This window comes from Rhodococcus sp. UNC363MFTsu5.1, from assembly GCF_000686785.1.
In the GTDB taxonomy this organism is placed as follows: Bacteria; Actinomycetota; Actinomycetes; order Mycobacteriales; family Mycobacteriaceae; genus Rhodococcus_G; species Rhodococcus_G maanshanensis.
Genome location: NZ_JMLO01000028.1, coordinates 1 through 24,539, shown reverse-complemented (window position 1 = coordinate 24,539; position 24,539 = coordinate 1). Strand labels below are relative to the sequence as shown.

At 70.2% G+C, this 24,539-nt stretch carries 25 protein-coding genes and 1 pseudogene; 16 read left to right on the top strand and 10 right to left on the bottom strand.

The features are described from left to right. The first annotated feature begins 52 nt into the window (after window positions 1–52). The 7 genes from BR31_RS0120010 (at window position 53) to BR31_RS0119980 (ending at window position 8,670) form a co-directional block, all read left to right on the top strand. Window positions 53–2,653: a helix-turn-helix transcriptional regulator gene (locus BR31_RS0120010; RefSeq protein WP_027502524.1), complete on the top strand. Its 2,601-nt coding sequence runs from the start codon at window positions 53–55 to the stop codon at window positions 2,651–2,653. A gap of 80 nt (window positions 2,654–2,733) precedes the next feature. After that, complete coding sequence (locus BR31_RS29450; protein ID WP_197023670.1) at window positions 2,734–3,858, top strand: alpha/beta hydrolase family protein; 1,125 nt, start codon at window positions 2,734–2,736, stop codon at window positions 3,856–3,858. A gap of 2 nt (window positions 3,859–3,860) precedes the next feature. Continuing rightward, on the top strand, window positions 3,861–4,223 hold the full coding sequence (locus BR31_RS0120000) for a hypothetical protein (RefSeq protein ID WP_027502523.1): 363 nt from the start codon (window positions 3,861–3,863) through the stop codon (window positions 4,221–4,223). Then, window positions 4,220–4,834: a hypothetical protein gene (locus BR31_RS0119995; RefSeq protein ID WP_027502522.1), complete on the top strand. Its 615-nt coding sequence runs from the start codon at window positions 4,220–4,222 to the stop codon at window positions 4,832–4,834. The genes BR31_RS0120000 and BR31_RS0119995 overlap by 4 nt, the downstream gene beginning before the upstream one ends. After that, entirely contained in the window at window positions 4,831–6,687 is a 1,857-nt protein-coding gene (locus BR31_RS0119990) for a metallophosphoesterase family protein (protein ID WP_027502521.1), read from the top strand. The genes BR31_RS0119995 and BR31_RS0119990 overlap by 4 nt, the downstream gene beginning before the upstream one ends. Next, the gene (locus BR31_RS0119985; RefSeq protein ID WP_027502520.1) at window positions 6,687–8,249 is read left to right on the top strand and encodes a GMC oxidoreductase; all 1,563 of its coding nucleotides are present in this window, start codon (window positions 6,687–6,689) and stop codon (window positions 8,247–8,249) included. Before BR31_RS0119990 ends, BR31_RS0119985 begins: the two co-directional genes overlap by 1 nt. Window positions 8,250–8,364: 115 nt before the next feature. After that, a complete protein-coding gene (locus BR31_RS0119980; protein WP_156042556.1) occupies window positions 8,365–8,670 on the top strand; it encodes a hypothetical protein in 306 nt (101 codons plus the stop codon). Window positions 8,671–8,688: 18 nt separating this feature from the next. On the opposite strand, the pseudogene BR31_RS0119975 reads toward BR31_RS0119980, so the two are convergent. Further along, window positions 8,689–9,117, bottom strand: a pseudogene (locus BR31_RS0119975) (TIGR03118 family protein); the annotation flags it as partial. A 188-nt stretch (window positions 9,118–9,305) separates the two neighbouring features. On the opposite strand from BR31_RS0119975, the gene BR31_RS31620 reads away from it, so the two are divergent. Further along, a complete protein-coding gene (locus tag BR31_RS31620; protein ID WP_156042555.1) occupies window positions 9,306–9,578 on the top strand; it encodes a hypothetical protein in 273 nt (90 codons plus the stop codon). Window positions 9,579–9,753: 175 nt separating this feature from the next. Here the strand turns inward: BR31_RS31620 and BR31_RS0119965 are convergent, their stop codons facing one another. Continuing rightward, window positions 9,754–10,128: a helix-turn-helix domain-containing protein gene (locus tag BR31_RS0119965; protein ID WP_027502516.1), complete on the bottom strand. Its 375-nt coding sequence runs from the start codon at window positions 10,126–10,128 to the stop codon at window positions 9,754–9,756. 177 nt (window positions 10,129–10,305) lie between these two features. On the opposite strand from BR31_RS0119965, the gene BR31_RS0119960 reads away from it, so the two are divergent. Next, complete coding sequence (locus BR31_RS0119960; RefSeq protein WP_027502515.1) at window positions 10,306–11,595, top strand: adenylosuccinate synthase; 1,290 nt, start codon at window positions 10,306–10,308, stop codon at window positions 11,593–11,595. 19 nt (window positions 11,596–11,614) lie between these two features. Here BR31_RS0119960 and BR31_RS30725 read toward each other — a convergent pair whose 3' ends face one another. After that, on the bottom strand, window positions 11,615–13,288 hold the full coding sequence (locus BR31_RS30725; protein ID WP_051637602.1) for a tyrosinase family protein: 1,674 nt from the start codon (window positions 13,286–13,288) through the stop codon (window positions 11,615–11,617). Window positions 13,289–13,641: 353 nt separating this feature from the next. Between BR31_RS30725 and BR31_RS0119950 the strand changes: the two genes are divergently transcribed. Further along, a complete protein-coding gene (locus BR31_RS0119950) occupies window positions 13,642–13,950 on the top strand; it encodes a hypothetical protein (RefSeq protein WP_027502514.1) in 309 nt (102 codons plus the stop codon). Window positions 13,951–13,978: 28 nt separating this feature from the next. On the opposite strand, the gene BR31_RS0119945 is transcribed toward BR31_RS0119950, so the two are convergent. Further along, window positions 13,979–14,545, bottom strand: a complete 567-nt coding sequence (locus tag BR31_RS0119945; protein WP_081830600.1) for a methylated-DNA--[protein]-cysteine S-methyltransferase — start codon at window positions 14,543–14,545, stop codon at window positions 13,979–13,981. 72 nt (window positions 14,546–14,617) lie between these two features. Next, window positions 14,618–14,851: a hypothetical protein gene (locus tag BR31_RS29435; RefSeq protein WP_037177457.1), complete on the bottom strand. Its 234-nt coding sequence runs from the start codon at window positions 14,849–14,851 to the stop codon at window positions 14,618–14,620. A 99-nt stretch (window positions 14,852–14,950) separates the two neighbouring features. Between BR31_RS29435 and yczR the strand changes: the two genes are divergently transcribed. After that, window positions 14,951–16,444 carry a MocR-like transcription factor YczR gene (yczR, locus tag BR31_RS0119935; RefSeq protein ID WP_037177454.1) on the top strand — a complete coding sequence of 498 codons (1,494 nt, stop codon included), beginning with the start codon at window positions 14,951–14,953 and terminating at the stop codon, window positions 16,442–16,444. A gap of 38 nt (window positions 16,445–16,482) precedes the next feature. Next, on the top strand, window positions 16,483–17,361 hold the full coding sequence (locus BR31_RS0119930; protein ID WP_027502511.1) for an alpha/beta fold hydrolase: 879 nt from the start codon (window positions 16,483–16,485) through the stop codon (window positions 17,359–17,361). A gap of 83 nt (window positions 17,362–17,444) precedes the next feature. Here the strand turns inward: BR31_RS0119930 and BR31_RS0119925 are convergent, their stop codons facing one another. Then, window positions 17,445–18,542: a CaiB/BaiF CoA transferase family protein gene (locus BR31_RS0119925; protein WP_027502510.1), complete on the bottom strand. Its 1,098-nt coding sequence runs from the start codon at window positions 18,540–18,542 to the stop codon at window positions 17,445–17,447. A 153-nt stretch (window positions 18,543–18,695) separates the two neighbouring features. On the opposite strand from BR31_RS0119925, the gene BR31_RS0119920 reads away from it, so the two are divergent. Further along, a complete protein-coding gene (locus tag BR31_RS0119920; protein WP_027502509.1) occupies window positions 18,696–19,076 on the top strand; it encodes a VOC family protein in 381 nt (126 codons plus the stop codon). A 3-nt stretch (window positions 19,077–19,079) separates the two neighbouring features. Here the strand turns inward: BR31_RS0119920 and BR31_RS0119915 are convergent, their stop codons facing one another. After that, complete coding sequence (locus BR31_RS0119915; RefSeq protein ID WP_027502508.1) at window positions 19,080–19,508, bottom strand: hypothetical protein; 429 nt, start codon at window positions 19,506–19,508, stop codon at window positions 19,080–19,082. Window positions 19,509–19,567: 59 nt separating this feature from the next. Between BR31_RS0119915 and BR31_RS0119910 the strand changes: the two genes are divergently transcribed. Continuing rightward, window positions 19,568–20,050, top strand: coding sequence for a DUF456 domain-containing protein (locus BR31_RS0119910; protein WP_027502507.1), 483 nt, complete (start codon window positions 19,568–19,570; stop codon window positions 20,048–20,050). Window positions 20,051–20,068: 18 nt separating this feature from the next. On the opposite strand, the gene BR31_RS0119905 is transcribed toward BR31_RS0119910, so the two are convergent. Together BR31_RS0119905 and BR31_RS0119900 are read right to left on the bottom strand one after the other, a co-directional pair. After that, complete coding sequence (locus BR31_RS0119905; RefSeq protein WP_027502506.1) at window positions 20,069–20,806, bottom strand: amidohydrolase family protein; 738 nt, start codon at window positions 20,804–20,806, stop codon at window positions 20,069–20,071. A gap of 82 nt (window positions 20,807–20,888) precedes the next feature. Next, on the bottom strand, window positions 20,889–22,253 hold the full coding sequence (locus BR31_RS0119900; RefSeq protein WP_027502505.1) for an FAD-dependent oxidoreductase: 1,365 nt from the start codon (window positions 22,251–22,253) through the stop codon (window positions 20,889–20,891). Between the two features lie 356 nt (window positions 22,254–22,609). On the opposite strand from BR31_RS0119900, the gene BR31_RS0119895 reads away from it, so the two are divergent. After that, window positions 22,610–23,020 (top strand): rhodanese-like domain-containing protein, encoded by a 411-nt coding sequence (locus BR31_RS0119895; RefSeq protein ID WP_027502504.1) that lies wholly within the window; start codon window positions 22,610–22,612, stop codon window positions 23,018–23,020. Beyond that, the gene (locus BR31_RS0119890; protein WP_027502503.1) at window positions 23,017–24,240 is read left to right on the top strand and encodes an O-succinylhomoserine sulfhydrylase; all 1,224 of its coding nucleotides are present in this window, start codon (window positions 23,017–23,019) and stop codon (window positions 24,238–24,240) included. Before BR31_RS0119895 ends, BR31_RS0119890 begins: the two co-directional genes overlap by 4 nt. On the opposite strand, the gene BR31_RS0119885 is transcribed toward BR31_RS0119890, so the two are convergent. Further along, window positions 24,237–24,539, bottom strand: a 303-nt coding sequence (locus BR31_RS0119885) for an integrase core domain-containing protein (protein WP_156042554.1), incomplete at its 5' end; no start/stop codon positions are given. The genes BR31_RS0119890 and BR31_RS0119885 overlap by 4 nt on opposite strands.

The window sequence follows — 24,539 nt, the reverse complement described above, 5'->3', positions numbered from 1 at the left end:
CACTCTCATCGCTGAGTAACGGCATTTCAGCGCCAGAGCTTAGAATCCGGCCATGGTCTTCGCGTGGCCCACGGTGAATCGGGACGACGAGCTCCGCACCGTGGTGTCCACGTTGCGTAATCGGCGGGGTCCGTGGGGTGCCGTGCTCACCGGCGACGCCGGGGTCGGCAAGACCACCCTGGCAAGGGCGGCCGTCGGAGCCTTCGCCGGTGAACGCCGGTGGGCCGCGGGCACGGAATCGGCGCGCGCCGTGCCGCTCGGCGCCTTCGCCCACCTCGTCGGCGTGTCGAGCCCGATGGACGCGGCCTCGGTGCTGCGTGCGGCGAGGGAGCATCTCGTCGCCGACGGCGCCGACATCGTGATCGGCGTCGACGACGCGCACCTGCTCGACCGGCTCTCCGCGACGTTCGTGCACCAGCTCGCCGTCAACCGGATCGCGCCGCTCGTGGTCACCGTCCGGACCGGGGAACCGGTGCCGGACGCGATCACAGCCCTCTGGAAGGACAACCTGCTCACCCGGGTGGAGCTGCCCCCGTTCACGCAGGCGGAGGCGGTCTCGCTCGTCGAATCGGTGCTCGGAGGGCCGGTCGAGGAGTCGAGCTCCAACCGGATATTCGTGATGTCGGAGGGCAATCCGCTGTTCCTGCGGCATGTCGTGGAGGGCGCGCTGGAGGCGGGCACGCTGCGCGAGGTCGCCGGGGTCTGGCAGCTCCGCGGCGAGACCGTGATCAGCCCCCACCTGAGCACGCTGATCGAGTCGCGGATCGATCACCTGGACCCCGAGCTGCGGCACGTGCTGGAACTGCTGGCATTTCAGGAGCCGCTCTCGCTCGAGGTGCTCTCGAAGCTCAGCGCCCCCGAGACGGTCGAGGCGGCGGAGAACGAGGGCCTGGTCCGGGTGCGCCGCCGCGACGACTCCGGGCTGACGGTGAAGTTGGCGCACCCGCTGTACGGCGAGGTGGTGCGCGCAGGCACCGGCATCCTCGCCGCGCGGCGGTTGCGCGGCGAGATGGCGCGTCAGATCGCGGATCATCCGCCCGCCCACGTGAGCGACCGGATCCGGTTGGCCGCCCTCGCGCTCGACAGCGACTCGCCCCCGGAGGCGGAGCTGCTGATCTCCGCGGCCAGGGACGCGCTCACCCTCGGCGAACTGGTCCTCGGGGAGCGGCTCGCACGCGGGGCGATGGCCATGGGCGCCGGGTTCGCGGCGGCCCTTCCGCTCGCCCACTCACTGGCCTGGCAGGGTCGCGGAACCGAGGCCGAGGCCGTGCTCGGCCCGATCGACACCACCTCCCTCGGCGAGTTCGACCTGCTGCTGTGGTGCCTGCCCCGTTCGGCGAACCTGTTCTGGATGCTCGGCAGGCCCGACGAGGCCGCCTCGGTGATGGCCACGGTGCGCGCCAGGCTCTCCAATCCGGCGGCGGTGAACCTGCTGGACGCGCTGGAGGCGATGTTCGCCGTGTATGCCGCGCAACCCGCGGCGGCGACGGCGAGCATCTACGAGGTGATCGACTCGCCCGTCGCGCTGCCGCTCGCGAAGGCATGGGCGGGCGCGAGCGGGGCCCTTGCCACCGCGTATCTGGGCCGGTTCGACGAGGTCCCGTCGTTCGCCGAGCGCGGGTTGGCGGCGGCGGCGGAGTCCGAGACCGGGTTGCTGCGCTTCACCATCGGGCTCGGCCAGGTGTACACGCTGACGATGTCGGGCGAGCTCGACGCGGCTGAGGAGCTCGCGCGGCACTACGTCGACTTCGCCGAGATGCAGCAGCCGGGCCGTTCGCTCGGTGGCGTGCTGCTGGGCCGGGTGCTGTTCGTCAAGGGCGCGCTGGCCGCCGCGGAGACCGAATTCCGCCAGGCGGCAGCGGTTCTCGAGGGAACCGGCTATTCGTGGGCCTTCCTGTCCGCGGCGTTCCTGTGTCAGTCCCTCGCCGCGCTCGGTCGGGCAGGGGACGCCCGCGAGGAGTTGGCGCGCGCCGAGCGCCTGTTCGGTGCGAACACCGAGGTCTTCCGGTCCGACCTCGAGGTGACCAGGGCATGGGTCGTGGCCAGCGAGTCCGACACCAGGCAGGCGATCGCCCATGCCAGGGCCGGGGCCGCCGCGGCCGCCGGGTCGGAACTGCTCGCGCAGGAGGGCCTGTGCCTGTACCTGGCCACCCGGTTCGGGGACGCGACCACAGCGCCGCGCCTGGCGGAGATCGCGGACCTGGTCCCCAGCCCCCTGCTCAAGGCCGCCGCGGCCCACGCGAGGGCGCTGGCGGAGGGCGACGGGGAGGCGCTGGACACCATCGCCGGGAAGGTGGAGGAGGCGGGCGCCCTGCTCGCGGCGGCGGACGCAGCGGCGCAGGCGGCGGCGGCGCACGCGAGCGCGGGGAACCGCCGCGCCGAACTCGCCTCGACGGCCAATGCCAAGCGGCTTGCGGACCTGTGCGGGGCCACCACGCCCGCGCTCGCCGTTGTCGCGAAGCCGCTGCCGCTGACCGAGAGGGAACGGGAGGTCGCGTCGATGGTGGCGCTCGGCCTGTCCAACAAGGAGATCGCGGATCGCCTCGTGGTCTCCGTCCGCACGGTCGAGGGTCACATCTACCGCTCCTGCACCAAGCTGAACGTCGCGGATCGGGCCGCGCTGGCGGACGCGGTTCGGGTCGGAAGCAGGTAGCCGACTACGCGCGCCGTAATCGGACGTAGGCGACACAATGGAAGGGACAACAACCGCCCCTTCCGATGAACGGAGCCGTAATGCGGCGAACCAAGCGCAGACGGCTCGATCCTGCGCGACTCGACGGTGCCGCCTTCGCACCGCCAGGTCCCCGACAGTCCGTCTCGTCACAGGCCCGGTTCGAGACCGTCCCCTTCCACACCGCGGAGGAGGAGCCTCGCGAGCTCAACCTCAAGCACCTGCTGCCGGGGTCGACCGCCCCAGGGGAAGGCCCGGTGCTGTTGATCGCCGGTACCAGCGTCCGCGCCGACATCTTCTCGCCGCCGACGGAGGACACGCTGCCGGAGTTCCTCGCCCGCGCCGGCTACGACGTGTGGATCCTCAACTGGCGGGCCAGCATCGACTTCGCCCCCAGCGAGTACCACCTCGACGACGCCGCCGTGTACGACCACCCCGCCGCGGTGCGGACGGTGCTCGAACGAACCGGCGCGGAGACCCTCAAGGCGGTGGTGCACTGCCAGGGCTCGACCAGCTTCATGATGTCCATCGTCTCCGGCCTCTTGCCGGAAGTGACCACGGTGGTGAGCAATTCGGTGGCGCTGCACCCGCAGCTGACCTCCCTGTCGTTCCTGAAGCTGCCTCTCGCCGTCGCCACCTTCGGCAAGGTGATGCCCTACTTCAATCCGCAGTGGGGGCTGCACGCGCCGGGGTTCTGGCCCAAGGTGTTCGACTGGGCGGTGCGGGCGACGCATCACGAATGCAACAACGCGGTGTGCAAGCACAGCAGCTTCACCTACGGCAGCAGCTTCCCGACGCTGTGGTCGCACGAGAACCTGGACGAGGCGACCCACGAGTGGATCAAGGGTGAGTTCGGGTTCGTCCCTGTCACCTTCTTCGCGCAGATGGCCGAATGCGCCGCCGCAGGCCACCTGGTCACGATGGGCAACTACCCGGATGTGCTGCCGAGCGACCTGTTCGCGCAGGCACCGCAGACCGATGCCCGGTTCGCCTTCATGACCGGCGACCAGAACAACACCTTCCTGCCCTCGGGGATGGCGAAGACCTTCGACTACTTCGAGCGGATCGCGCCGGGGCGCCACGTGTTCCAGCAGATGCACGGGTACGGGCATCTTGACGTGTTCCTCGGCAGGCACGCCGCGCGGGACGTCTTCCCCTTCATCCTCGACGAACTGAACAGGGGCTGACGATGCCGCGTTCGCTGCTGTGGAGCCACCTGCTGCTGTTGCTCTGCGCCTCGCTGCTCATGGGTGCCGGACTGGCCGCCGCGCTCTCCGACGAGGCCGCCGGTCCGCGGCCGCTGCCCGACGGATGGTTCCTCGCGCTCTGGCTGATCGCGTTGCTGACCGGGCTGCTGATGATGGGCACCGAATGGCTCAGTGGTCTCGGCTGGCCGCCGCGGGTCGCGGTGGTCGCCGGGCTGGCCGCGACGGCCATCGCGTACAAGACCGACTCGCTCAGCTCCGTCGCGGTGGTCCTGTGGTTCGTCCAGTGGGCCGCGGTGGCGTACTGGTTCTACCGGCTCGCCTTCGACGCCAGGGCGGACCGGTGAGCGGGCCGTCCGGTCGGTCCGTCGCCGGGATCCGCTTCGGCGAGACCATGACCGGGCAGCTCACGCTCGGCGAGACCGACCCGAGGGCGGGGTATCGCAACCCGGGCGCGTTCGGTGCGGTGGTGCGCGGGACCATCCACATCGAGGATCTCGGCGCGTTCCTCGACGATCCGCGCCACGAGGCGCGGCTGTCCGGCGAGGTCGACATCCCGTCGCTCGGTGGCCGATTCGAGTCCGACTCGGGGCGATTCGGTCTGTTCACTCCCACGGAGCAGGCCCGGATGACCCACATGGTCTACGAACTCGGTGTGGACATCGACGGGGTCAGGCACTGGTTCCGGGGGCACAAGGAGATCCGGGTCGCGGGTCCGTGGCGGCTGTGGCCCGCCACCACCACCCTGCTGGTGACCCTGCACGAGGGGGACCGGGAGGGTCCGGTGGTGGCGGCGGGGTCGCTGCGGCTGCGCCTGACGGCCTTCACGGCGCTGCTCGGCTCGCTCACCGTGACCGGTGGCGTGTCGATGTGGCGCCGGTGGGCGGCCGCGGGACGGTTCTCCGCGTTCTTCGCGGGCGGACTGATCTCCACCTATCTGCTGCGGCGGCGGGCATGACCGCGCCGTACCGGATGGCCGCCGGCCGGCTGACGATCAGTCCGCAGCGCAAGGTCGGCTGGTTCGAGGCCCGGCAACTCGTCGCTCTCGGCGCGCGCGCCGTCGCCGCATCGGTGATCGGTTCGATGAGCGGGCGCCGCGAGATCATGGCCGCGCTCGAGGCCGAACCGGCGTTCTGCGCGGATTGTTCCGGCGCGGAAGAGATCTGGCTGGATTACCTGGCGGACACCGGTGACGGCTGGGACGCCACCGCCTCCGTCATGTGGCTGCTCGGCCGGGACGGACTGGTGGTCGCGGAACCGGGGGCGCCGGTGCCGCAGCGGGTGCCAGGTGACTGTCGGACCGAGGGGCTGCCGACCCCTGGCCCCGGGCAGGCCGTGCTGCCCGCCGGCGAGGTGCTGTTGCTCGGCGGCGACCAGGTGTACCCCGCGGGGTCGCGTCAGGAGTACCAGCACCGGCTGGTCGATCCGATGCGCAGCGCCCGGATCGCACACCCGACGGGACGCACGCTCTTCGCCATTCCGGGGAACCACGACTGGTACGACGGCCTGACCGCGTTCATCCGCCAGTTCTGTCAATCACCCGACGGCAGAACCTGGTTCGGGGCCTGGGAGGCGCAGCAGCGGCGCAGCTACTACGCGCTGCGGCTGCCGCACCGGTGGTGGGTCTGGGGTGTGGACACCGCGCTGGAGGACGACCTGGACCCGCCGCAGTACGACTACTTCCGGGCCCGCGCGCAGCAACTGGAGCCCGGAGACCGGGTGATCCTCTGCGTGCCGAACCCGACGTGGATAGACGATGCCGCGGCCGGAACGCCCGGCGGCCGAGTGGATTCCGCGACCGCCACGAAGCTCGACATCATCATGGACCTGGCCCGCAGGCCCGACCGCGACATCGAGGTGCCGCTGGTGCTCAGCGGCGACCACCATCACTACGTGCGCCATCACGGCACCGTGGGGGATCAGGAGCGCCACTACATCGTGTGCGGCGGGGGCGGTGCATTCACCCAGGGCACGATCGGCACGCCGGTGGATGTGTCGATGTCGGACGGGCCCTCCTACGTCGGCTCCGCCCGACGGCAGGCGGCCTTCCCGACGGAGCGGCAGTCCGTCCGCCTGCGGCGCGGGGTGCTGGGCTTCGCGGCCTCGAACGTCTTCACCACCGCCGTGCTCACCGTGCTGTCCGGGTTCGCCGCGATGCTGCTGGGGGCCGGCGGCGGCAACGAGGGGATCCTTGGCGGTGTGCTCGGGACCCTGCAGGGGTTCGGACCGGCGGCGGTGTGCCTCGCCATCGTCGCCGCGCTGTCCGCGTTCGGGGTCAGCGGTTGCGCGCCCGGGATGCGTCCCGCCGCCGCGGGGGTCGTCGGCGGGGCGCATGCGCTGCTCCTGCTGACGGGTGGATTCCTGCTCGTGCGGTGGGTGCTGAGGGCAGGCCTCGCCTGGTGGCTCAGCGTCCCGATCTCGTTGGGCGCCCTCTACCTGTACTGCGGCACGCTCTTCGGTCTGTACCTGTTCCTGAGCCACAAGTTGCTGGGAATGCACAACCTGGAGGTCTATTCGGCGCAGGGCATCGAGGGCTACAAGTCCTTCCTCCGGATGCACATCTCCGCGCAGGGGCTGCGTGTCTATCCGGTCGGCCTGCACGCACCGTCGACCGGGTGGGTGGCGGCGCCCGGTGTGGAGTCCCGAAACGACCCGGCGCCGCGAGGCCGGTTCCGCCGGACCGGGTCGGTGAGCCTGGACCTGCCGGAGGGCTGTCAGCGGGTCATCGACCCCGTCGAACCGCTGCGCCCGCACCTGATCGAGGGGCCGTTCCTGATACCCAACGGCGCCGCGCCTGGTGGCTCGCCGTGATGTACGACGTGGTGATCGTGGGCAGCGGGTTCGGCGGCGCGGTCGCGGCCTGCCGGCTCGCGGCGGCCGGGCGTAGCGTGCTGGTGCTCGAACGGGGCAGGCGATGGGAACCGGAGGACTATCCGCGCAGGCCCGGCGACGCGTGGCTGTTCGATCCCCGCGCCCCACACCGGCGCAACGGGTGGCTGGAGCTGCGGTTCCTCGATCAGATGCTCGTCGCGCAGGGCGCGGGGGTCGGCGGGGGATCGCTCATCTACGCGAACGTGTGCATCGATGCCCGGCCGGAGGCGTTCGACTCCGGCTGGCCGTCCGCGATCACGGCGCAGGAGATGGCGCCGTACTACCGGGCCGTCTCCGACATGCTGACCCCGATGGAGATCCCCACGGGCCAGCACACCGCCCGGCTCGAGCTGATGCGGCGGGCCGCGGACGCCATCGGTGAGGGCGAGCGCTTCCAGAAGGTGCCCCTGGCGATCCGATTCGACCCGCAGTTCACGCCCGCACCCGCGGAGACGCCCGAGTACGAGAGGTCGGTCGTGGCGCGCAACGCCCACGGCCGCGAGCAGGGCACCTGCGTGCACTGCGGCAGCTGCGACGTCGGGTGTCCCACGCGGGCGAAGAACACCCTCGACCTGAACTACCTCGCGGCGGCGGAGAACTCCGGTGCCGTCATCGCGCCGCTGTCCCTTGCGCGGCACCTCTCGCGGGAGGACGGGGGCTGGCGCGTGCATTTCGATCACCTGGATGGTGGGCGTCGCAGGCCCGACTCGGTGACGGCACGCCGGGTGATCCTCGCCGCCGGGTCACTCGGCTCCACGGAACTGCTGCTGCGCTCGCGCGACGAGCACCGGACGCTGCCGGACCTGCCGCGCGCCCTCGGCCGCGGTTGGAGCTCGAACGGGGACTTCCTCACCCCCTCCGGGTACGGCCGCACGTCGATAGCGCCGACGTCAGGTCCGACGATCACCTCGGCCATCGACTTCCTCGACGGTGCGCGCGGTGGGCGGTACTTCGTGGAGGACGGCGGGATCCCGAACCTGCTGCGGAACTGTTTCGAGCAGCGGCTGCGCGACGGCGTCGGTTCACCGTTGCGCCGCCGCATGTGGCTGCGCCTGTCGCGGGCCGGCGCCTTCGACTCGGTGATGCCGTGGTTCGGCCAGTCGGTCGACGCGGCGGACGGCTCCTTCTACCTCGGTCGCGGCCGGGTCCGGCCGTGGCGCCGGGTGGTGAAGCTGGACTGGAATCCGCACCGGTCCGAGACGGCGATCGGGGCGATGGCCGAGATGCACGGGCTGCTGACCGAGGCGACCGGGGGCAAGCCCAACCCGTTGCTCACCTGGAAGCGGTTTCGCGCCCTGGTGACGCCGCACCCGCTGGGCGGGTGCAACATGGCGGCCTCGCCCGCGGCCGGGGTCGTCGATCACGCGTGCCGGGTGTTCGGGCAGGACGGGCTCTACGTCATGGACGGCGCGGTGATCCCGAGGGCGATCGGGCTGAACCCGTCGAAGACCATCGCCGCCGTTGCCGAACGCGCCGTCGCCCTGCTGCTCGCCGAGGACTGATCGCGGTGCGAACAGGCGGGTAGTGGACTACTGGTGCCGATGTCGGTGCGCGGTGTCACGATGGAGTCAGCGCGAACGATAGACATGTGGGACGGATGAACCGAGGTGATTGGCGATGACATGCGTGACCGTCAGGGTCGTCAACACGACCAACGAGGAACTGCTGCTCGACGGCGGGCCACCGAGCCCTGTGCAGCCGCCGCCTCCGCGGCGGATCGGTCCGCACGCGACCGACGAGTTCCGGACGGACACGGACCTGTGTTACCTGCTCGGCGGTGATCCGGATCGGGCGATCTTCATGCAGCTCAACGGTGCCGTCTGGGCACCGCCCACCTCCTCGATCCGGGCCGCGGCAGGCCCTTCGGTGCTCGAAGTCCAGGTCAGCCCCGCACCGTGGGTGCACGCGCCGCACGTCGCCTGACCGGCCGCGTCGCCGGGCTCAGTTCGCCTGTCGGAGCGCGCCGAACAGGCCGTCCTTCTCGTCCTCCGGTCCGGCGGTGAAGTACAGGGCGTCGGCGTCGCCCAGGCTCTCCCCGTTCCCGAACAACAGACCCCACAGCCCCTCCACCGCCAGCGGCGCACCCGCGTCGTCCCGCAGATAGTCCACGAAGTCTCCTGTGCCGTCGTCGAAGGCGAGGATGCGTCCGGCGCCGGCGAAATTGCCGACGAGCAGCTTGCCGCCGAGCGCGCCGAACTCGGCCGGGGCGAGGGCGACGCCCCACGGGGCGTTGAGGCGGCCCTGGTCGTCGAGCACCCGGACGAGGGTGCCCGCGGCGTCGAACTCGGCGACCTTCCCGCGATCGGGCCGGTCCCCGGCGGCGGCCTCCTGCTCGGCGTCGAGGGAGTCCTCCTCGCCCGCATGGTCCTCCGCCCGGGCCGGCGCCATGCGGAAGCCGCCGCGGATGGGGAGCGAACATCATCCTGTCCTCGGTGAGGCGCCGGGCACCTACGTCCGCGAATGAGAGTCCGGTGCCCAGAGACGGCACCCAGCCCGAGCGTTAGCAGTCATTCTGCTAATCTGCTAACAATCCGCCGATTCGACACCAGGAGACAAAAATGACCGCTCAGAAGACCACGCCGAACGCCGAGGCCACCGCGTCCGCCGCCGCTGCCACTGTCACGGCCGCCGCGGCCGACGGCGTCGCCGCTTTCGCCAAGATCGCAGGAGAGAATGCCGACCGGATCGTCGCTCTCAACGAGGCGGTCGTCGAGGCGGCGAAGCGGACGGCACGATCACGCTCGACGCCTACGAGTCCGGCCTCGCGGACCTGCTCGCCATCGAGGAGAGGATCGGCGCCGCCACCCGGCTGGACTGGGTGGGCACCCTGACCAAGGCTCACGCGTCCTACGTCAAGGATTTCAGTTCGGCGGCAACCGCGCTCGCGCGCGAAGCCATGAAGTGATCCACGCGCAGATGTGAAGCCCGGCCCGAGCGCCCGGTACGGTCATCCGACTGTGCCGGGCGTTCTCTCTTCGTGGGGCGTTCGCGGCAGCACGCGCCGCGTCATTCGGTGCGCGTCCCTCGCCGCCGCTTGGCCCTGGTGACGTCGCGGAACGTCTCGTACATCTCCTCGAGGGCCAGGCGCTGTGCCTTCGTCAGATCCGGATCCCGGCGGATGTGGCGCACCATCTCCGGCAGGTCCTCGGGTTCATCGCGACGCGCCTCCGCCGTCAGGACATCCGCGGACAGGTGGAGCTGCTCCGCGATCGCCTCGAGCACGCGGTCGCTCGGTTCGCGGAGATTGCGTTCGATCTGCGACAGGTACGGGTTCGAGATCCCCACCAGCGCGGCCAGTTGGCGCATCGGGAGCTCCGCCAGTTCCCGCTGTCGCCTGATGATCTCGCCCAGGGTGAGGCGACGTGCTTCATCGCTGGTCATGGGGCAAGAGTAGTGGGTTGGGTCAGCGTCATCCGACCCGTCTTGGGGCGGTCCGGCGATGCGCGGCCGGTTCGGGTCCGAGGCTGGACTAAACTGTCCTTTCGGCCACTGTCCAGGGACGGCTGGCCTCTGCGCTGCGACATGCACAGATGCCCGTCAACCGTAGGAGTCAACGTCATGCCGGCAATCGTCCTGATCGGAGCCCAGTGGGGCGACGAGGGTAAGGGCAAAGCTACCGATCTACTGGGCGGACGCCTGCAGTGGGTGGTGCGCTACCAGGGCGGTAACAACGCGGGTCACACCGTGGTCCTGCCGAACGGCGACAAGTTCGCGCTGCATCTGATCCCGTCGGGCATCCTGACCCCCGGCGTGACCAACGTGATCGGCAACGGCGTCGTGGTCGACCCGGGCGTGCTGCTGACCGAGCTCGCGGGCCTCGAAGAGCGCAAGGTCGACACCAGTCGACTGCTGCTCTCGGCCGACGCGCACCTGATCATGCCGTACCACGTGGCCATCGACAAGGTGACCGAACGATTCCTGGGCGCCAAGAAGATCGGCACCACCGGGCGCGGAATCGGGCCCTGCTACCAGGACAAGATCGCCCGCGTCGGCGTGCGTGTCGCGGACGTCCTCGACGAGAAGATCCTCACCCAGAAGGTCGAGGCGGCCCTGGAGTACAAGAACCAGGTCCTGGTCAAGATCTACAACCGCAAGGCGCTCGACGCCCAGCAGGTCGTCGAGGAGGTGCTCGGCCAGGCGGAGGGCTTCAAGCACCGGATCGCCGACACCCGGCTGCAGCTGAACCAGGCGCTCGAGGCGGGCGAGACCGTGTTGCTCGAGGGGTCGCAGGGCACGCTGCTCGACGTCGACCACGGCACCTACCCGTACGTGACCTCGTCCAACCCCACTTCCGGTGGCGCGGCGGTCGGTTCGGGCATCGGGCCGACCAAGATCACCACGGTCCTCGGCATCCTCAAGGCGTACACCACCCGCGTGGGCTCGGGCCCGTTCCCGACCGAGCTCTTCGACAACCACGGCGAGTACCTGGCCAAGCAGGGCGGCGAGGTCGGCGTCACGACCGGTCGCGCGCGGCGCACCGGCTGGTTCGACGCCGTGATCGCCCGCTACGCCACGCGTGTCAACGGCATCACCGACTACTTCCTGACCAAGCTGGACGTGCTCAGCAGCCTGGAGACCGTGCCGATCTGCGTCGCCTACGAGATCGACGGCGTGCGGTACGAGGAAATGCCGATGTCGCAGACCGAGGTTCACCACGCCAAGCCGATCTACGAGGAGATGCCGGGCTGGTGGGAGGACATCTCGCAGGCCCGCACCTTCGAGGAGCTGCCGGTGAACGCGCGGAACTACGTGCTGCGGCTCGAGGAGCTCTCGGGCGCCTACATCTCGTGCATCGGTGTCGGCCCCGGCCGGGACGAGACCATCGTCCGTCGCGACGTCCTGAGGTAGGACCCGCGGCCCGGGCGCATCAGCCGACAAAGAGGCCGATGCGCCCGATCCGTAGCGGCAGAGTGGTTTTCGTGGGGAGACCGGATTCCACGGCGCCCGCGTGCGCCCTCGTGGTGGGATGTACCGGCTGAACCGTCACCGTCAACGCCGCCGGATCCCACCGGTAGGCGGACGCGAGCGCCTGCACCAGGGCGGTGATGTCGAAGGTGAAGCCGAGTCGCCCGTCGGCGTCGACGCCGAACAGCGAGAAGGTCCCGGCGAGGTGGTGCTCGGGCTTGCCGTCGACCTCGGCATCGGGCAGGTTCATGTACACGTGGTACACGCACCCCGGGTTCCGCTGTGCCGCAAGGCCGTCGACCGTCAGCAGCACCGCACCGAAGCCGGCAGCGGCCGCGGTGTCCGGGGCGTGCTCGACGACAGGGCGGCAGCTCGGCGAGACCTCGAGCCCGACGGTGGTCCGTCCGGTCAGCTCGGTGGGTGCAGGAGACGAAGCGACCAGCGTGGGATTCGGCGTGACCGGGACCACCCGCTGCGGCCGGACGGGGAGCTGGGCCTGGTCGTCGTAGCGGTATCCGAGGCGATCGACGTGATCGAGCACGTCGCGGACCGGGCAGTCGACGGGTCGGCCGTCGGCGTCGTAGAACCGGAACTCGGCGTCGAGCCAATCCCCATCGGTCGGATTCGCGTGACGCTCGAGCCACTGCACCCACAGCCGGTCGAGATTCGCGTGGTGCAGCCAGAAGATCGGGTCACGCGCGGCGGAGTCGGCACTGCTCATCAGCGCGCCGAGTTCGTCGCCCGGATCACCGCCGATGGCCGCGTGCACCGCGCCGTGCGGGATGTTCTCCAGCTGCCCGGAGAACCCGGTGCGCATGGCGCCGGAGAACGACGGCTGCCACATGGCGGTGAACGAGGACGTGATGGTGGGGCTCAACGGATCCCCCGCCATGAGGGCGGCATTGCGCAGCGGGGCGGGGAGCGCCAGCGGATTGGGTGAGCCGTCCGGGAGGTCGAGCCCGGTGTCGCGGAACGGGTGGGGGAGCGTGCTCTGTGGCTCCGGGTTGCCGTAGTTCCAGTAGGGCAGCGCGAAATCGGCGGGCCCGCCGTTGTCGATGACGGTCGCACGCAGGATCTGCTCGAAGAAGTACAGGTACATCCGGTGCCACGGGAGGAAGAACCGGTTGCCGTCGTGGCTGTGGTCGGCATCGGCGAACGTGGCGCGGTAGGCGCCGTACAGGTTCGCCTGGAAGTCCCAGCTGGTGGGGTCGTCGGCCGGGCGTGCCTGCATGGTGCGAACGGCCTGGGCGTAGGCGAGCAGGGTCTGGTCCCAGCCGCGGCCGGTGCTCAGCCGCCACACATTGCGCCGGACCCGTTCCGCCGACCGGGCGGGCGGGTTCTCGGTGGTGGCCTGCACCTGGTCGAGCCCGAGCACCGTCCGCGATCCGAGCTCGCCGGTCGCCGCGGCGGTCCCCAGCTCGTTGAGCTGGAACCGGCGCACCGCCGCCGCGGTCTCGCTGCCGTAGGTCTTGTCGATGCCGTGCACGGGCAGGCTGTTCGGGTCCCATGACAGCAGGGCCGTCTGGACCTTTCCCACCGCATCGCCTGCGTCGTTCCTGGTCCGCGACATGGTGTCGAGGCCCGCGGCAATGGCGGCGAGCACGCCATCCCCCTGGAACAGTGCGGAAACGATCATTGAGCGGGCCCCCCGGGACGTTCGGACATCGAAACTGACTCGATTCTGATTCTTCGGGGGATCGCCCTCGCAGTCGCGGGTAGTGCACTACCTGTTCCGCGCGCGATCCTGAGCGAGTACCCGCCCGGCGTCGATTGGGGTCGCCGCATGAATCGATGTGGCTGGGTGTGGTGACCTCGGCGGCCGAGACGCCGATCGCCACCTCGGCGCCGGATCCCGGTCGTCCCGCGGGCACCACGACGTACGTCGTGGCACCCGGCGGCAGCCTGTCGGATGTGGCGACGTCGGGGAGATCCTGCGGCTCAACGGCTTCCCGAGCGTGGACACCGCGATCTACCCGGGCAGGTGCTGACGTGCCGGACAGGCCGGGCGTTGGCCCGTACTTCCCTGGTGCGGGCGGCAATCCGCCCCCGCCGCAGGGGATCGCGGACGTCACCTGTGGTCCGTTCGCCATCGGCCCCACCCAGTTCGACCTCGTCGCGGTGAGCACCTCCGCGGGCCGGGTGGGGTGCGGCGAGGCGTTCACCGTCATGGAGGGCTTCATCGCGACGCCGGGCGCGCCCGCGCAGGCCGCGAACATCCGGGGATGGGACTGCCATCCGCGCGAGAACAACTTCCCCGAGTGCACCAGGGACGGCCTGATGATGTTCGGCGCTCCGTAGACCGGCCTCAGGCTGGCTGTGGCCCAGATCAGAACAGTGTCGGCTCGTCGAAGCCGGGAGCGCGCTCGATCGTCAGCAGTGCGCGCTTGGTGACCGGCCCCCCGTGCGCGGAGAAGCCGCCGGTCTTCCCGCCCGCGGCCAGCACCCGGTGGCAGGGGACCAGGATCGGAATCGGGTTGCGCCCCAATGCCTGACCGACGGCCTGGGCGGCGTCGGGGCTGCCGATCCTGGCGGCGACCTCGCCGTAGGTGAGCGTCGCCCCCGGCTCGATCGCCCTGGTCACCGCGTAGACCCTGCGGTCGAAGTCCGGCACCGCGCGCAGGTCGAGTTGTACGTCGGTGAGGGGATCGGGTTCACCCGCCAGCAGGGCGAGGGCCCCGTCGATCGCGCGTCGGGCCGCCGGGCTCGAGTCCGGGTCCCCCTCGGTGGCGTCGGGGAAGAGCCGCGCGTTCCGTTCGCGGGTCAGTTCGTCCGAGCCCTCGGGGAGCTGGAAGCCCACGATCCCCTGCTCGCCCCACACCACCGCGCACCGGCCGACCGGGGTGTCGAAGAGGGCGAATTCGAGTGAGCGCACGGGTCCAGTATGCGTCAGCATTGCCCGTGTTCGACGGGTTCCACCGGGGCCACCAGTCCAGTTGGGGGCAACTGGACTGGTGGCCGTGGGCGGTCAGTGATGCGGCGCGGCCTTGACCGTCATGACGGCCTCGTGCCGCGACTGCACGGCCTGCAGGTCGCGGTGGGCGCGCGCCGCGTCGCGCTCTTCCGGCAGGAGTCCGGCCAGCGGTGCGGCGGGGCGGAACTGGTCGAGGTGGAAAATTCGGTTGCCGTTCGACCGACGCGCCGCGACGAACAGGCCCGCGGAGCCGAGGGTCAGGACGGTGAGGATCAGTGCTGCGAACATGCCCCCATCGTGCGCCCAACTGGTATTGCAATAAACATCCACTTTGCGAATACTGGACCGCATGACGGTGAAAGAGTCGAGTCCGCGGGGCCTGGCCCGATGAGGGTGATCGGCGCGACCACGCTGGCGCGCGACCTCGGGCAGTGGGACCCCAAGAAGGCGCAGGACGAGGACCGGGACGGCAGGCGGCAGATCGCCAGGCCGGCCTATCGGGCGCTCGCGGACAGCGTGCGACTGCTGGTGGCGGACGGGCGGATCCCGCTCGGGGTGGCGCTGCCGAGCGAGCGAGACCTGGCCGCCGTCCTCGAGCTGAGCCGGACGACCATCACCTCCGCGTACGCGGTGCTGCGCGACGAGGGGTACCTGGTCAGCAGGCAGGGCTCGCGGAGCACGGTTGCGCTGCCCGAACTCGGCTCCTCGGGTGTGGCGTTGCGCGACAAGGGGTTCGGCAGCGGGCACGGCGGACCCGTCGTCGATCTCACCTGCGCCGCGATGTCGGCGCCGGCGGAGCCGGTGCAACGGGCGTTCGCAGAGGGGCTCGAGGCGTTGCCCGGATACCTCGGCGGGCACGGTCTGGAGCCGGTCGGGCTGCCGGTCCTGCGGGAGGCGATCGCCGAGCGATACCGCGCGCGGGGGCTGCCGACATCGCCCGACCAGATCATGGTCACCTCAGGAGCGCAGCACGCGCTGGTCCTGCTGCTCGGCCTGCTGACCGCGCCGGGGGAACGCGTCCTCATCGATCACCCGACCTATACGAATGCCATCGAGGCGATCAAGCGGATGGGTGCGCGCCCGGTGCCGGTCGCGGTCCGGCAGGAGACCAGGGGCTGGGACCTCGACGGCATCCGCAGTACCGCCAGGCAGACCGCGGCCAGGCTGGCGTACCTGATCCCGGACTTCCACAACCCGACCGGCTTCTGCCTCGACGACGAGGGCCGGGCCGAGCTGGTCACCATCGCGCGGGACACCCGGATGACGCTCATCATCGACGAGACGATGGCCGACCTCGGGCTCGACGCCCCGACCCCGACCCCGGTCGCGGCCTTCGCGCGCGGCGCGGGACGGGCGGACGTCGTCACCATCGGCTCGACCTCCAAGGCCTTCTGGTCCGGGTTGCGGATCGGCTGGATCCGGGCGGAGCCGTCCCTGATCAGCGCGCTGGTGGCGGCCAGGTCCGCCCTCGACCTGGGTACCGCGGTACTCGAACAGCTGGCGGCGGTGTCGATGTTCGAGGCCGCGGATCACGTGCTGCCGGAACGGCGCGAGCAGCTACGCAGGCAGCGCGCCGCGTTGCTGGACGCGGTCGCGACCGATCTGCCCGACTGGCGGTGCACGCCGGGCGACGGCGGCATGGCGCTGTGGATGCAGCTGCCCGGCCCGATGTCGACCGCGCTCGCCGCCACGTCGCCCTATCACGGCGTGCTGCTCGCGGCCGGTCCACGTTTCGGCCTCGAAGGCGCGTTCGAGCGGTACCTCCGACTGCCGTATGCCCGCAGCGAGGACGATCTCCGGACCGCCGTCAGGGGCATCGCCGCCGCGTACCGGGCGCTGGCAGGCGGCACCGAGGTGGACCGTCCGGCCCTGGTGATCTGAGGTCGACGGATCTAGCGTTGACGCCAACGGAGGTTCCGGTGCGCCGAGATCACGTTGGACCACTCGATCGCGTCATCCGCCTGCGCGACGGCCGTCGGTTGGGTTTCGCGGACTACGGTGACCCGGCCGGATTCGTCGTCGTGAACGCCCACGGTGGGCTGGCGGGACGGCTCGACGTGTCGGCCGCGTCGGCCGTCGCCCGCGACGCGGGGATCCGGTTGATCTCGCCCGACCGGCCCGGCATCGGTCTCTCCGATCAGGTGCCGGGACGGACGCCGCTCGACTGGGCGCGCGACGTGGGGGAGCTGGCCGATCGCCTCGAGGTCGACCGGATGTCGGCGATGGGGTGGTCGATGGGCGGACAGTACGCCGCGGCGCTCGGATTCGCGTTGGCGCAGCGGCTGAACCGGGTGGCCATCATCGCGGGGGCGCTGCCGCTGACCGAGGACGGCGTGTTCGACCGGTTACCCGCGATGGATCGCGTGTTCACCCGGCTGTCCCAGCGCGCCGCGCCGGTCGCGCGGGTGGTGTTCCAGGCGATGGGCGTGACGGCAAGGGTCGCGCCGAGGCTGTTCACCCGGGTCTCGGCGAGGGGCCTCGGCAGAGCGGACGCCGAGGTGATCCTCGGCGAGCCCGTGGCGAACTTCGCCGCCATGACGGGGGAGGCGTTGCGCGGCGGCAGGGGGATGGTGGAGGACTACCGCGCCTGGGCGCGGCCATGGGGATTCGGCCCCGAGGACCTCACCGTGCCCGTCGACGTCTGGTACGGCGACGACGACGAGCTGGTCCCGAGCGCGTGGCCGAGGGAGCTGGCCAGGCGGATACCAGGCGCGCGGCTGCACACGCGTCCGGGCGGCCACTTCGTGGCGCATCTGTACTACCGAGAGATCCTCGAATCGCTCACGGCGCCCGCGTGATCCGGCTTCGATGAAGGAAAAGGGCGGGCGGGTACCCGAAATGGGAACCCGCCCGCCCTCGTGGCGTGCGTAATCGCGACCCGCTACTTCCAGACGTCGTCCGCGTCGACGGCCGCGCGCGGCGGCGGGGTCGGCAGGCCCGTCTCGGTCCGCGAGAACCGCGGCGCCGGGCGGTGCTGGGTGACCTTGTCGAGCTCGACGAGCGAACCGCGGGCCGCGATGTGCGCATTGTCGGGCGCCTCGGCGAAGGTCAGAACCGGGGTGGTGCAGGCGTCGGTGCCGTCGAAGATCGCGGTCCATTCGTCGCGGGTCTTGGACAGGAACGTCTCGGTGAAGACCTTCCGCAGCTCGGGCCAGCCGGTGAAGTCGTTCTGGCCGGGCAGCGCCGCCGGGTCCAGTTCGAGCAGCTTCAGCAGTTCGGCGTAGAACTGCGGCTCGATCGCGCCGACGGCCATGTACTTGCCGTCCGACGTCTCGTAGGTGTCGTAGTACGGGGCGCCGGTGTCGAGCATGTTCACGCCGCGCTCGTCCGACCACACGCCCTGTCCGCGGAAGCTCCAGATCATGTGCGAGAGGGCAAGCGTGCCGTCGACCATCGCCGCGTCGACGACCTGGCCCTTACCGGAGTTCTGCCGCTCGACGAGGGCGGCGAGGATGCCGAACACCAGGAACATCGAGCCGCCGCCGAAGTCGCCGACCATGTTCAGGGGCGGCACCGGGCGCTCGCCCTCGCGGCCGATGGCGTGCAGCACGCCGGTCAGGGAGATGTAGTTGATGTCGTGACCCGCGGACTGCGCGAGCGGACCCTCCTGGCCCCACCCGGTCATCCGGCCGTAGACCAGGCGCGGGTTGCGCTCCAGCACAACGTCGGGGCCGAGCCCCATCCGCTCGGTGACGCCGGGCCGGAAACCCTCGATCAGCACGTCGGCGCGCTCGAGCAGGCCGAGGACCTTCTCGATGTCGGCCGGGTCCTTGAGGTTGGCCTCGACGATCCGGCGGCCGCGCTGGGTCTGGTCGTGACGCTTTTCGGGGCCGGGGATCATCCCGGCGCGCTGCACCCGGACGACATCGGCGCCGAGGTCGGCGAGCAGCAGCGCGGCGTGCGGTCCCGGCCCGATGCCTGCCAGTTCGACCACGCGGACGCCCGCGAGCGGGCCTTTCCTTACGTCTTCTGCGGACACGGATTCTCCTCGTTCTGGGCACGGTGTGGCGTGAATTAACAGACGTTAACCCGTGGCTGCGGGGGTGTGTGCCGCGGGTCACTGATCGCTGTCATGCGGACCAGCAGGGGGCGGGGTCTTGCCTGTTCGCGACCGGCCGAGCAGAGTGAGTCCATGGCCTTCCCCGGTCGACTCGTGGCGTTCGCGCCCAGCACGGACCTCGACGTCTCGGCGATGTTCTACCTGGACACGCTGGGGCTCACCCTCACCGAACGGACCCCGTTTGCTCTGGTGGTCGACGGTGGGAACGGGGTCGAACTCCGGATCACCCTGGTCCAGTCGAAAGCGGACACCGGGTACACGGTGCTCGGCTGGCAGATGGACGACCTGGACGCGGCGGTCGAGGAACTGCGGTCCAAGGGCGTGGAGTTCAGCCGGTACCCGGGTCTGGACCAGGACGAGCACGACGCCTGGACGGGTCCCGACGGCACCCGGATCGCGTGGTTCCGGGACCCGCACGCGAACGTGCTTTCGCTGCACCAGGTCCCGGCGTAGCGGTCAGCCGAGCAGCTGCCCGCGGACGAACCCGGCCAGCAGCACCGCGAAACCGCCCATCTCGCCGACGATCAGCGCGATCATCGCCAGGCGCAGCCCCAGATCCGGGTGCTCGAACTGGTTGGTGGTGTCGCGCTTGGCGCCGTGCACGATGTAGCTCGCGATTGCGGCGACGAAGAAGAACACCGTCACTGCCGCCGCCGCCAGGTTCACCCACGTCGGCCAGGCGCTGAGCTCGACGAACACCGCGATGAGCAGGGTGGCGAAGGAGTACAACAGCGCCGCCCGGTGCGCGATGTCGACGTACGGGTGCGCGAGGTGGTTGTCCGACAGGGCCATCTGCCGGTACTTCCACACCCCGAGGCCGAGCGCGAGCAGGAAGATCAACCCGGCGGCGAGCAGGGTCAGCGTGGTGTCGATCCCCAGATCCATCCGGCCATTGTGGCGTGCGTGGCGGCGGAGCAGGGCAGCGGTCTGGCACAGTATCGCCGGTGAGCGTCGGAGTCGAGGTCCTGATCGGGTTGGCGATCGTGGTGGGACTGGTCGGGGTGGTGCTGCCGATCCTGCCCGGTGCGCTGCTGATCCTGGGGGCCATCGCCGTCTGGGCGATCCTCGAGGGCACCGGGACCGGGTGGGCGGTGTTCGCCGCGGCGGCCGTGCTGCTGATCGTGTCGGGCGTCGTCAAGTACACCTGGCCGGGCCGCCGGATGCGCGACGCGGGCGTACCCAAGCGGTCGCTGGTCGCCGGCGCGCTGCTGGGCATCGTCGGGTTCTTCGTGATCCCGGTCGTCGGCCTGCTGATCGGATTCCTGCTCGGCACCTACCTGGCGGAGGTGCACCGCCACCGCACGCACTCGGATGCCTGGAGCTCGACCGTGCACGCGACGAAGGCCGTCGGGCTGTCGATCCTGGTCGAGCTGCTCGGCGCGCTGCTGGCGGCCGGGATCTGGCTGGCCGCGGCGATCTTCGTGTAGCGAGAACCTCTCGCCCGGTCAGGTGAGGCGGTACCAGGCGCGGGCGTTGCCGCCGAGGACCGCCTCGAGGTCGTCGCCGACCGCGGCCGCGACGATGTCGAGGTCCGCGGCCTCGAAGGCTCGCCTGGCCCTGGTCCCGGGCAGGTCGGTGCCGAACATCAACGACTCCGGGTTCACGGCGTGGATGCGCCGCAACGCGTCGCCGACGTCGTCGATGGTGGCCCGGCCGAAGCCGGTCGCCTTCACCTTGACGCCGCGGTCGACCAGGTTCAGCAGGTAGGGCAGGCCCCTGGTGGACATGCCGAGGTGGTCGATGCTCACCGCGGGCAGCTTTTTGAACACCGGCTCCAGGGACAGCAGCAGCGCCGCGTCCACGTAGAACTCCGCGTGCCAGCCCACCAGGTCCCAGGCCCGCTGCGCCTGCGTGGCCAGCAGTTTCAGGTCGGTTGCGCTGCGGCGCAGATTGAAGCGCAGTGCCCGGACGCCCGCCTTGTCCAGCTCGAGGATGTCGTCGTCGGTGGCGTCCTCGGCGAGCTGGGTCACGCCAACCCAGCCGGGGCCGAGCTCCTGCAGCGCGGCGACCAGATAGGCCTGGTCGGTGCCCTGATACGACGCGGTCACCACCGCGCCGCCGTCCACGCCGAAGCCGTCGACCCGCTTGCGGTAATCGGCGATGGTGAACGGTTCCGGCAGGTAGCCGTCGTTCTCCACCAGTGGGAACCGGGGATCGATGATGTGTACGTGGGCGTCAAACACGGTAAGAGCATGCCTTGTCGGTGAAAAAAGTGTGGCGTCCGGCCCGCTCAGCGGGCCGAACGCCACCTCTTACGTGAAGAATCTACTGCTGCGAGGCGCGCAGCATGTCCTCGCGTTCGACGACCTTGATGCGCTCGCGGCCCTCGGGCTCGCCGAGGGAACGCTCGTGGGCGTCGAGGCGGTACCAGCCGTCCCAGGTGGTGAACGGGACCTGCTTGCCCTCGAGGAACGCCACGACCGCGTCCTCCTCGGGCTGCTGTGCGCCCTCGAAGTTGGGGGCGTCCTCGAGCAGGCAGGCGATGGTCTCGTTGGCGTCGCCCTTGGTGTGGCCGATCAGGCCGACCGGGCCGCGCTTGATCCAGCCGGTGACGTAGGTGCCCGCGATGTGGTTGCCGTCCTCGCCGATGACCCGGCCCGCCTCGTTGGGCACGGTCCCGGCCTGGTCGTCGAACGGCAGCTTCGCGATGTTCTGCGACAGGTAGCCGACGGCGCGGTAGACGGCCTGGACGTCCCAGTCGTTGAACTTGCCGGTGCCGCGGACGTTGCCGGTGCCGTCCAGCTCGGTGCGCTCGGTGCGCAGGCCGACGACCTTGCCGTCCTCGCCGAGCACCTCGGTGGGCGACTCGAAGAAGTGCAGGAACAGCTTGTGCGGGCGGTCGCCCTGGTCGCGGATGGCCCAGTCCTGCAGGGTGTTGGCGACCATGTCGACCTGCTTCGAGCTGCGGCGCGCGGCCTCGGAGCCCTCGTCGTAGTCGATGTCCTCGGGGTCGACGATGACCTCGATGGTGGACGAGTGGTCGAGCTCGCGCAGCTCGAGCGGCGTGAACTTGGCCTGCGCCGGGCCGCGGCGGCCGAAGACGTGGACCTCGACGGCCTTGTTGTTCTTCAGGCCCTCGTAGACGTTCGCGGGGATCTCGGTCGGCAGCAGCTCGTCGCCGGTCTTGGCGAGCACGCGCGCGATGTCGAGGGCGACGTTGCCGACGCCGAGCACGGCGACCTTCTCGGCCTCCAGCGGCCAGGCGCGCGGGACATCGGGGTGGCCGTCGTACCAGGAGACGAAGTCGGCGGCGCCGTAGCTGCCGTCGAGGTCGATGCCCGGGATGTTCAGGGCGCGGTCGGCGTTGGCGCCGGTGGAGAAGATGACCGCGTCGTAGAAGGTGCGCAGGTCGTCGAGGGTGATGTCGGTGCCGTAGTCGATGTTGCCGAGCAGGCGGACCTGCGGCTTGTCGAGCACCTTGTGCAGGGCGGTGATGATGCCCTTGATCCGCGGGTGGTCGGGGGCGACGCCGTAGCGGATCAGGCCGAACGGGGCGGGCATCCGCTCGAACAGGTCGATCGACACGCCGCGTCCGGAGGCAGTATCGGACTTCATGAGGGCGTCGGCGGCGTAGATACCGGCAGGGCCGGCACCAACGATGGCCACGCGCAAAGGACGGGTCTGAGTCATCGGGAGCGAACTACCTTTTCGATGTGCGGACGGTCGGTTTCGAGCATGGTCAGGCCGTTCTCGGGCCCACCGGTCGGCTTCCAGCTTAGGCTAAGCACACTCCGACCGGACGTCCGAGGCAAGAGCCTCGAACCGCAACTGTCAATCCTGCGCCCTCTGGCGCCCCGCCGCTAGGCAGCCCCCGGTTGGGGGGTCACAACTGTTGCTTGTGTCCCTCACTACGGGAGCGGCAGGCGTGTGCGCAACCCTCCCGATCACTCTGAGCGGAATCCTTGTCAGAACCCGGTTGGTGGGTGCGCGTGGGCAAGGTGCCGCCGCAGCGTGAATGGATTCACCGGCTGTGAAAAACTGATGCCATGAGCTACGCAGGCGACATCACCCCGCAGCAGGCATGGGACCTGCTGCGCGAGCATCCGGAGGCGGTCCTCGTGGATGTCCGCACCGACGCCGAGTGGAAGTTCGTGGGTGTTCCCGACACCTCTGAGCTCGGTAAACATCCGGTGTTCATCGAGTGGGTGAGCGTGCGAGGGGCCAGGAACGACAACTTCGTCGACCACCTCAAGGAGGCCGGTATCACCGGCGAGCGTCCCGTGGTGTTCCTGTGCCGGTCCGGTCAGCGCTCCATCGGCGCGGCCGAGGCCGCGACCGCGGCCGGGATCGAGCCGTCGTACAACGTCCTCGACGGCTTCGAGGGCGGCATCGACGCGGACGGCCACCGCGGGGCGGCAGGCTGGCGCGCGGTCGGACTCCCGTGGCGGCAGTCGTGAGTGGCATCCCGCAGGGCGGGGCCTTCCAGCGCGACCTCCCGCCGGATGTCGGACTCGGCACGCTCGGCGTGCGCGGCGGGGTCATGCGCACCGGGTTCGAGGAGACCTCCGAGGCGTTGTTCCTCAACTCCGGCTTCGTCTACGAGTCCGCCGGCGCGGCCGAGCAGGCGTTCACCGGCGAGGTCGACCACTTCGTCTACTCCCGCTACGGCAACCCGACCGTGAAGATGTTCGAGGAGCGGCTGCGGCTGATCGAGGGTGCCGAGGCCTGCTTCGGGACCTCCAGCGGCATGTCGGCGGTGTTCACTGCGCTCGGTGCGCTGCTGAAGGCGGGGGACCGACTGGTCGCGGCGCGCAGCCTCTTCGGCTCCTGCTTCGTGGTGTGCAACGAGATCCTGCCGCGCTGGGGCGTGGAGACCGTCTTCGTCGACGGCGAGGACCTCGAGCAGTGGGAGCAGGCGCTGTCGGTGCCGACCACCGCGGTGTTCTTCGAGACCCCGTCGAACCCGATGCAGTCGCTGGTGGATGTCCCGCGGGTCTCCGAGCTGGCGCACGCGGCGGGAGCAAAGGTGGTGCTGGACAACGTCTTCGCCACCCCGCTGTTGCAGCGCAGCCTCGACCTGGGTGCGGACATCGTGGTGTATTCCGGCACCAAGCACATCGACGGCCAGGGCCGGGTGCTCGGCGGTGCGATCCTCGGGCCGAAGGACTACATCGAGGGTCCGGTGCAGAACCTGATGCGGCACACCGGTCCCGCGCTGAGCCCGTTCAACGCCTGGACGCTGCTCAAGGGGCTCGAGACCATGCCGGTGCGGGTGCGGCACTCGGTCGACTCGGCGCTCCAGATCGCCCGGTTCCTCGAGGGGCACAAGTCGGTGCGCTGGGTGAAGTACCCGTACCTCGAATCGCATCCGCAGCACGATCTGGCCAAGCGGCAGATGAGCGGCGGCGGCACCGTCGTCACGTTCGAGCTCGACGCGCCGGACTCCGAGGCCAAGAAGCGGGCCTTCGAGGTGCTCGACGCGCTGCGGGTCATCGACATCTCGAACAACCTCGGTGACGCCAAGTCGCTGATCACCCACCCGGCCACCACCACGCATCGCGCGATGGGCCCGGAAGGCCGTGCGGCCGTTGGGCTCACCGACGGCGTGGTCCGGCTGTCCGTCGGGCTAGAGGACACGGCCGACCTCTTGTCGGACCTGGACAACGCGCTGCGCTAGGTGTACTGCCCAGGGACGTTGGTCAAGCGGCTGAAGGGAACGTGCCTGCCGATGGCTGAGTGTTGCCGGTGGTGATTGTAGGTGTGCAGCCACCCCGGCAGCGCGGTCCGTCGGGCTTGTTCTGACTGATAGTGGCGTGCGAACGCCCATTCAGCGGCCATCGTGCGGTGGAAGCGTTCGATCTTGCCGTTTGTCTGTGGCCGGTAGGGACGGGTGTATTTGGGTTTGATGTCCAGTTCGGTGCAGGTCTGCTTCCACAAGGCGGATCGGTAGCAGCTCCCGTTGTCGGACAGGACCCG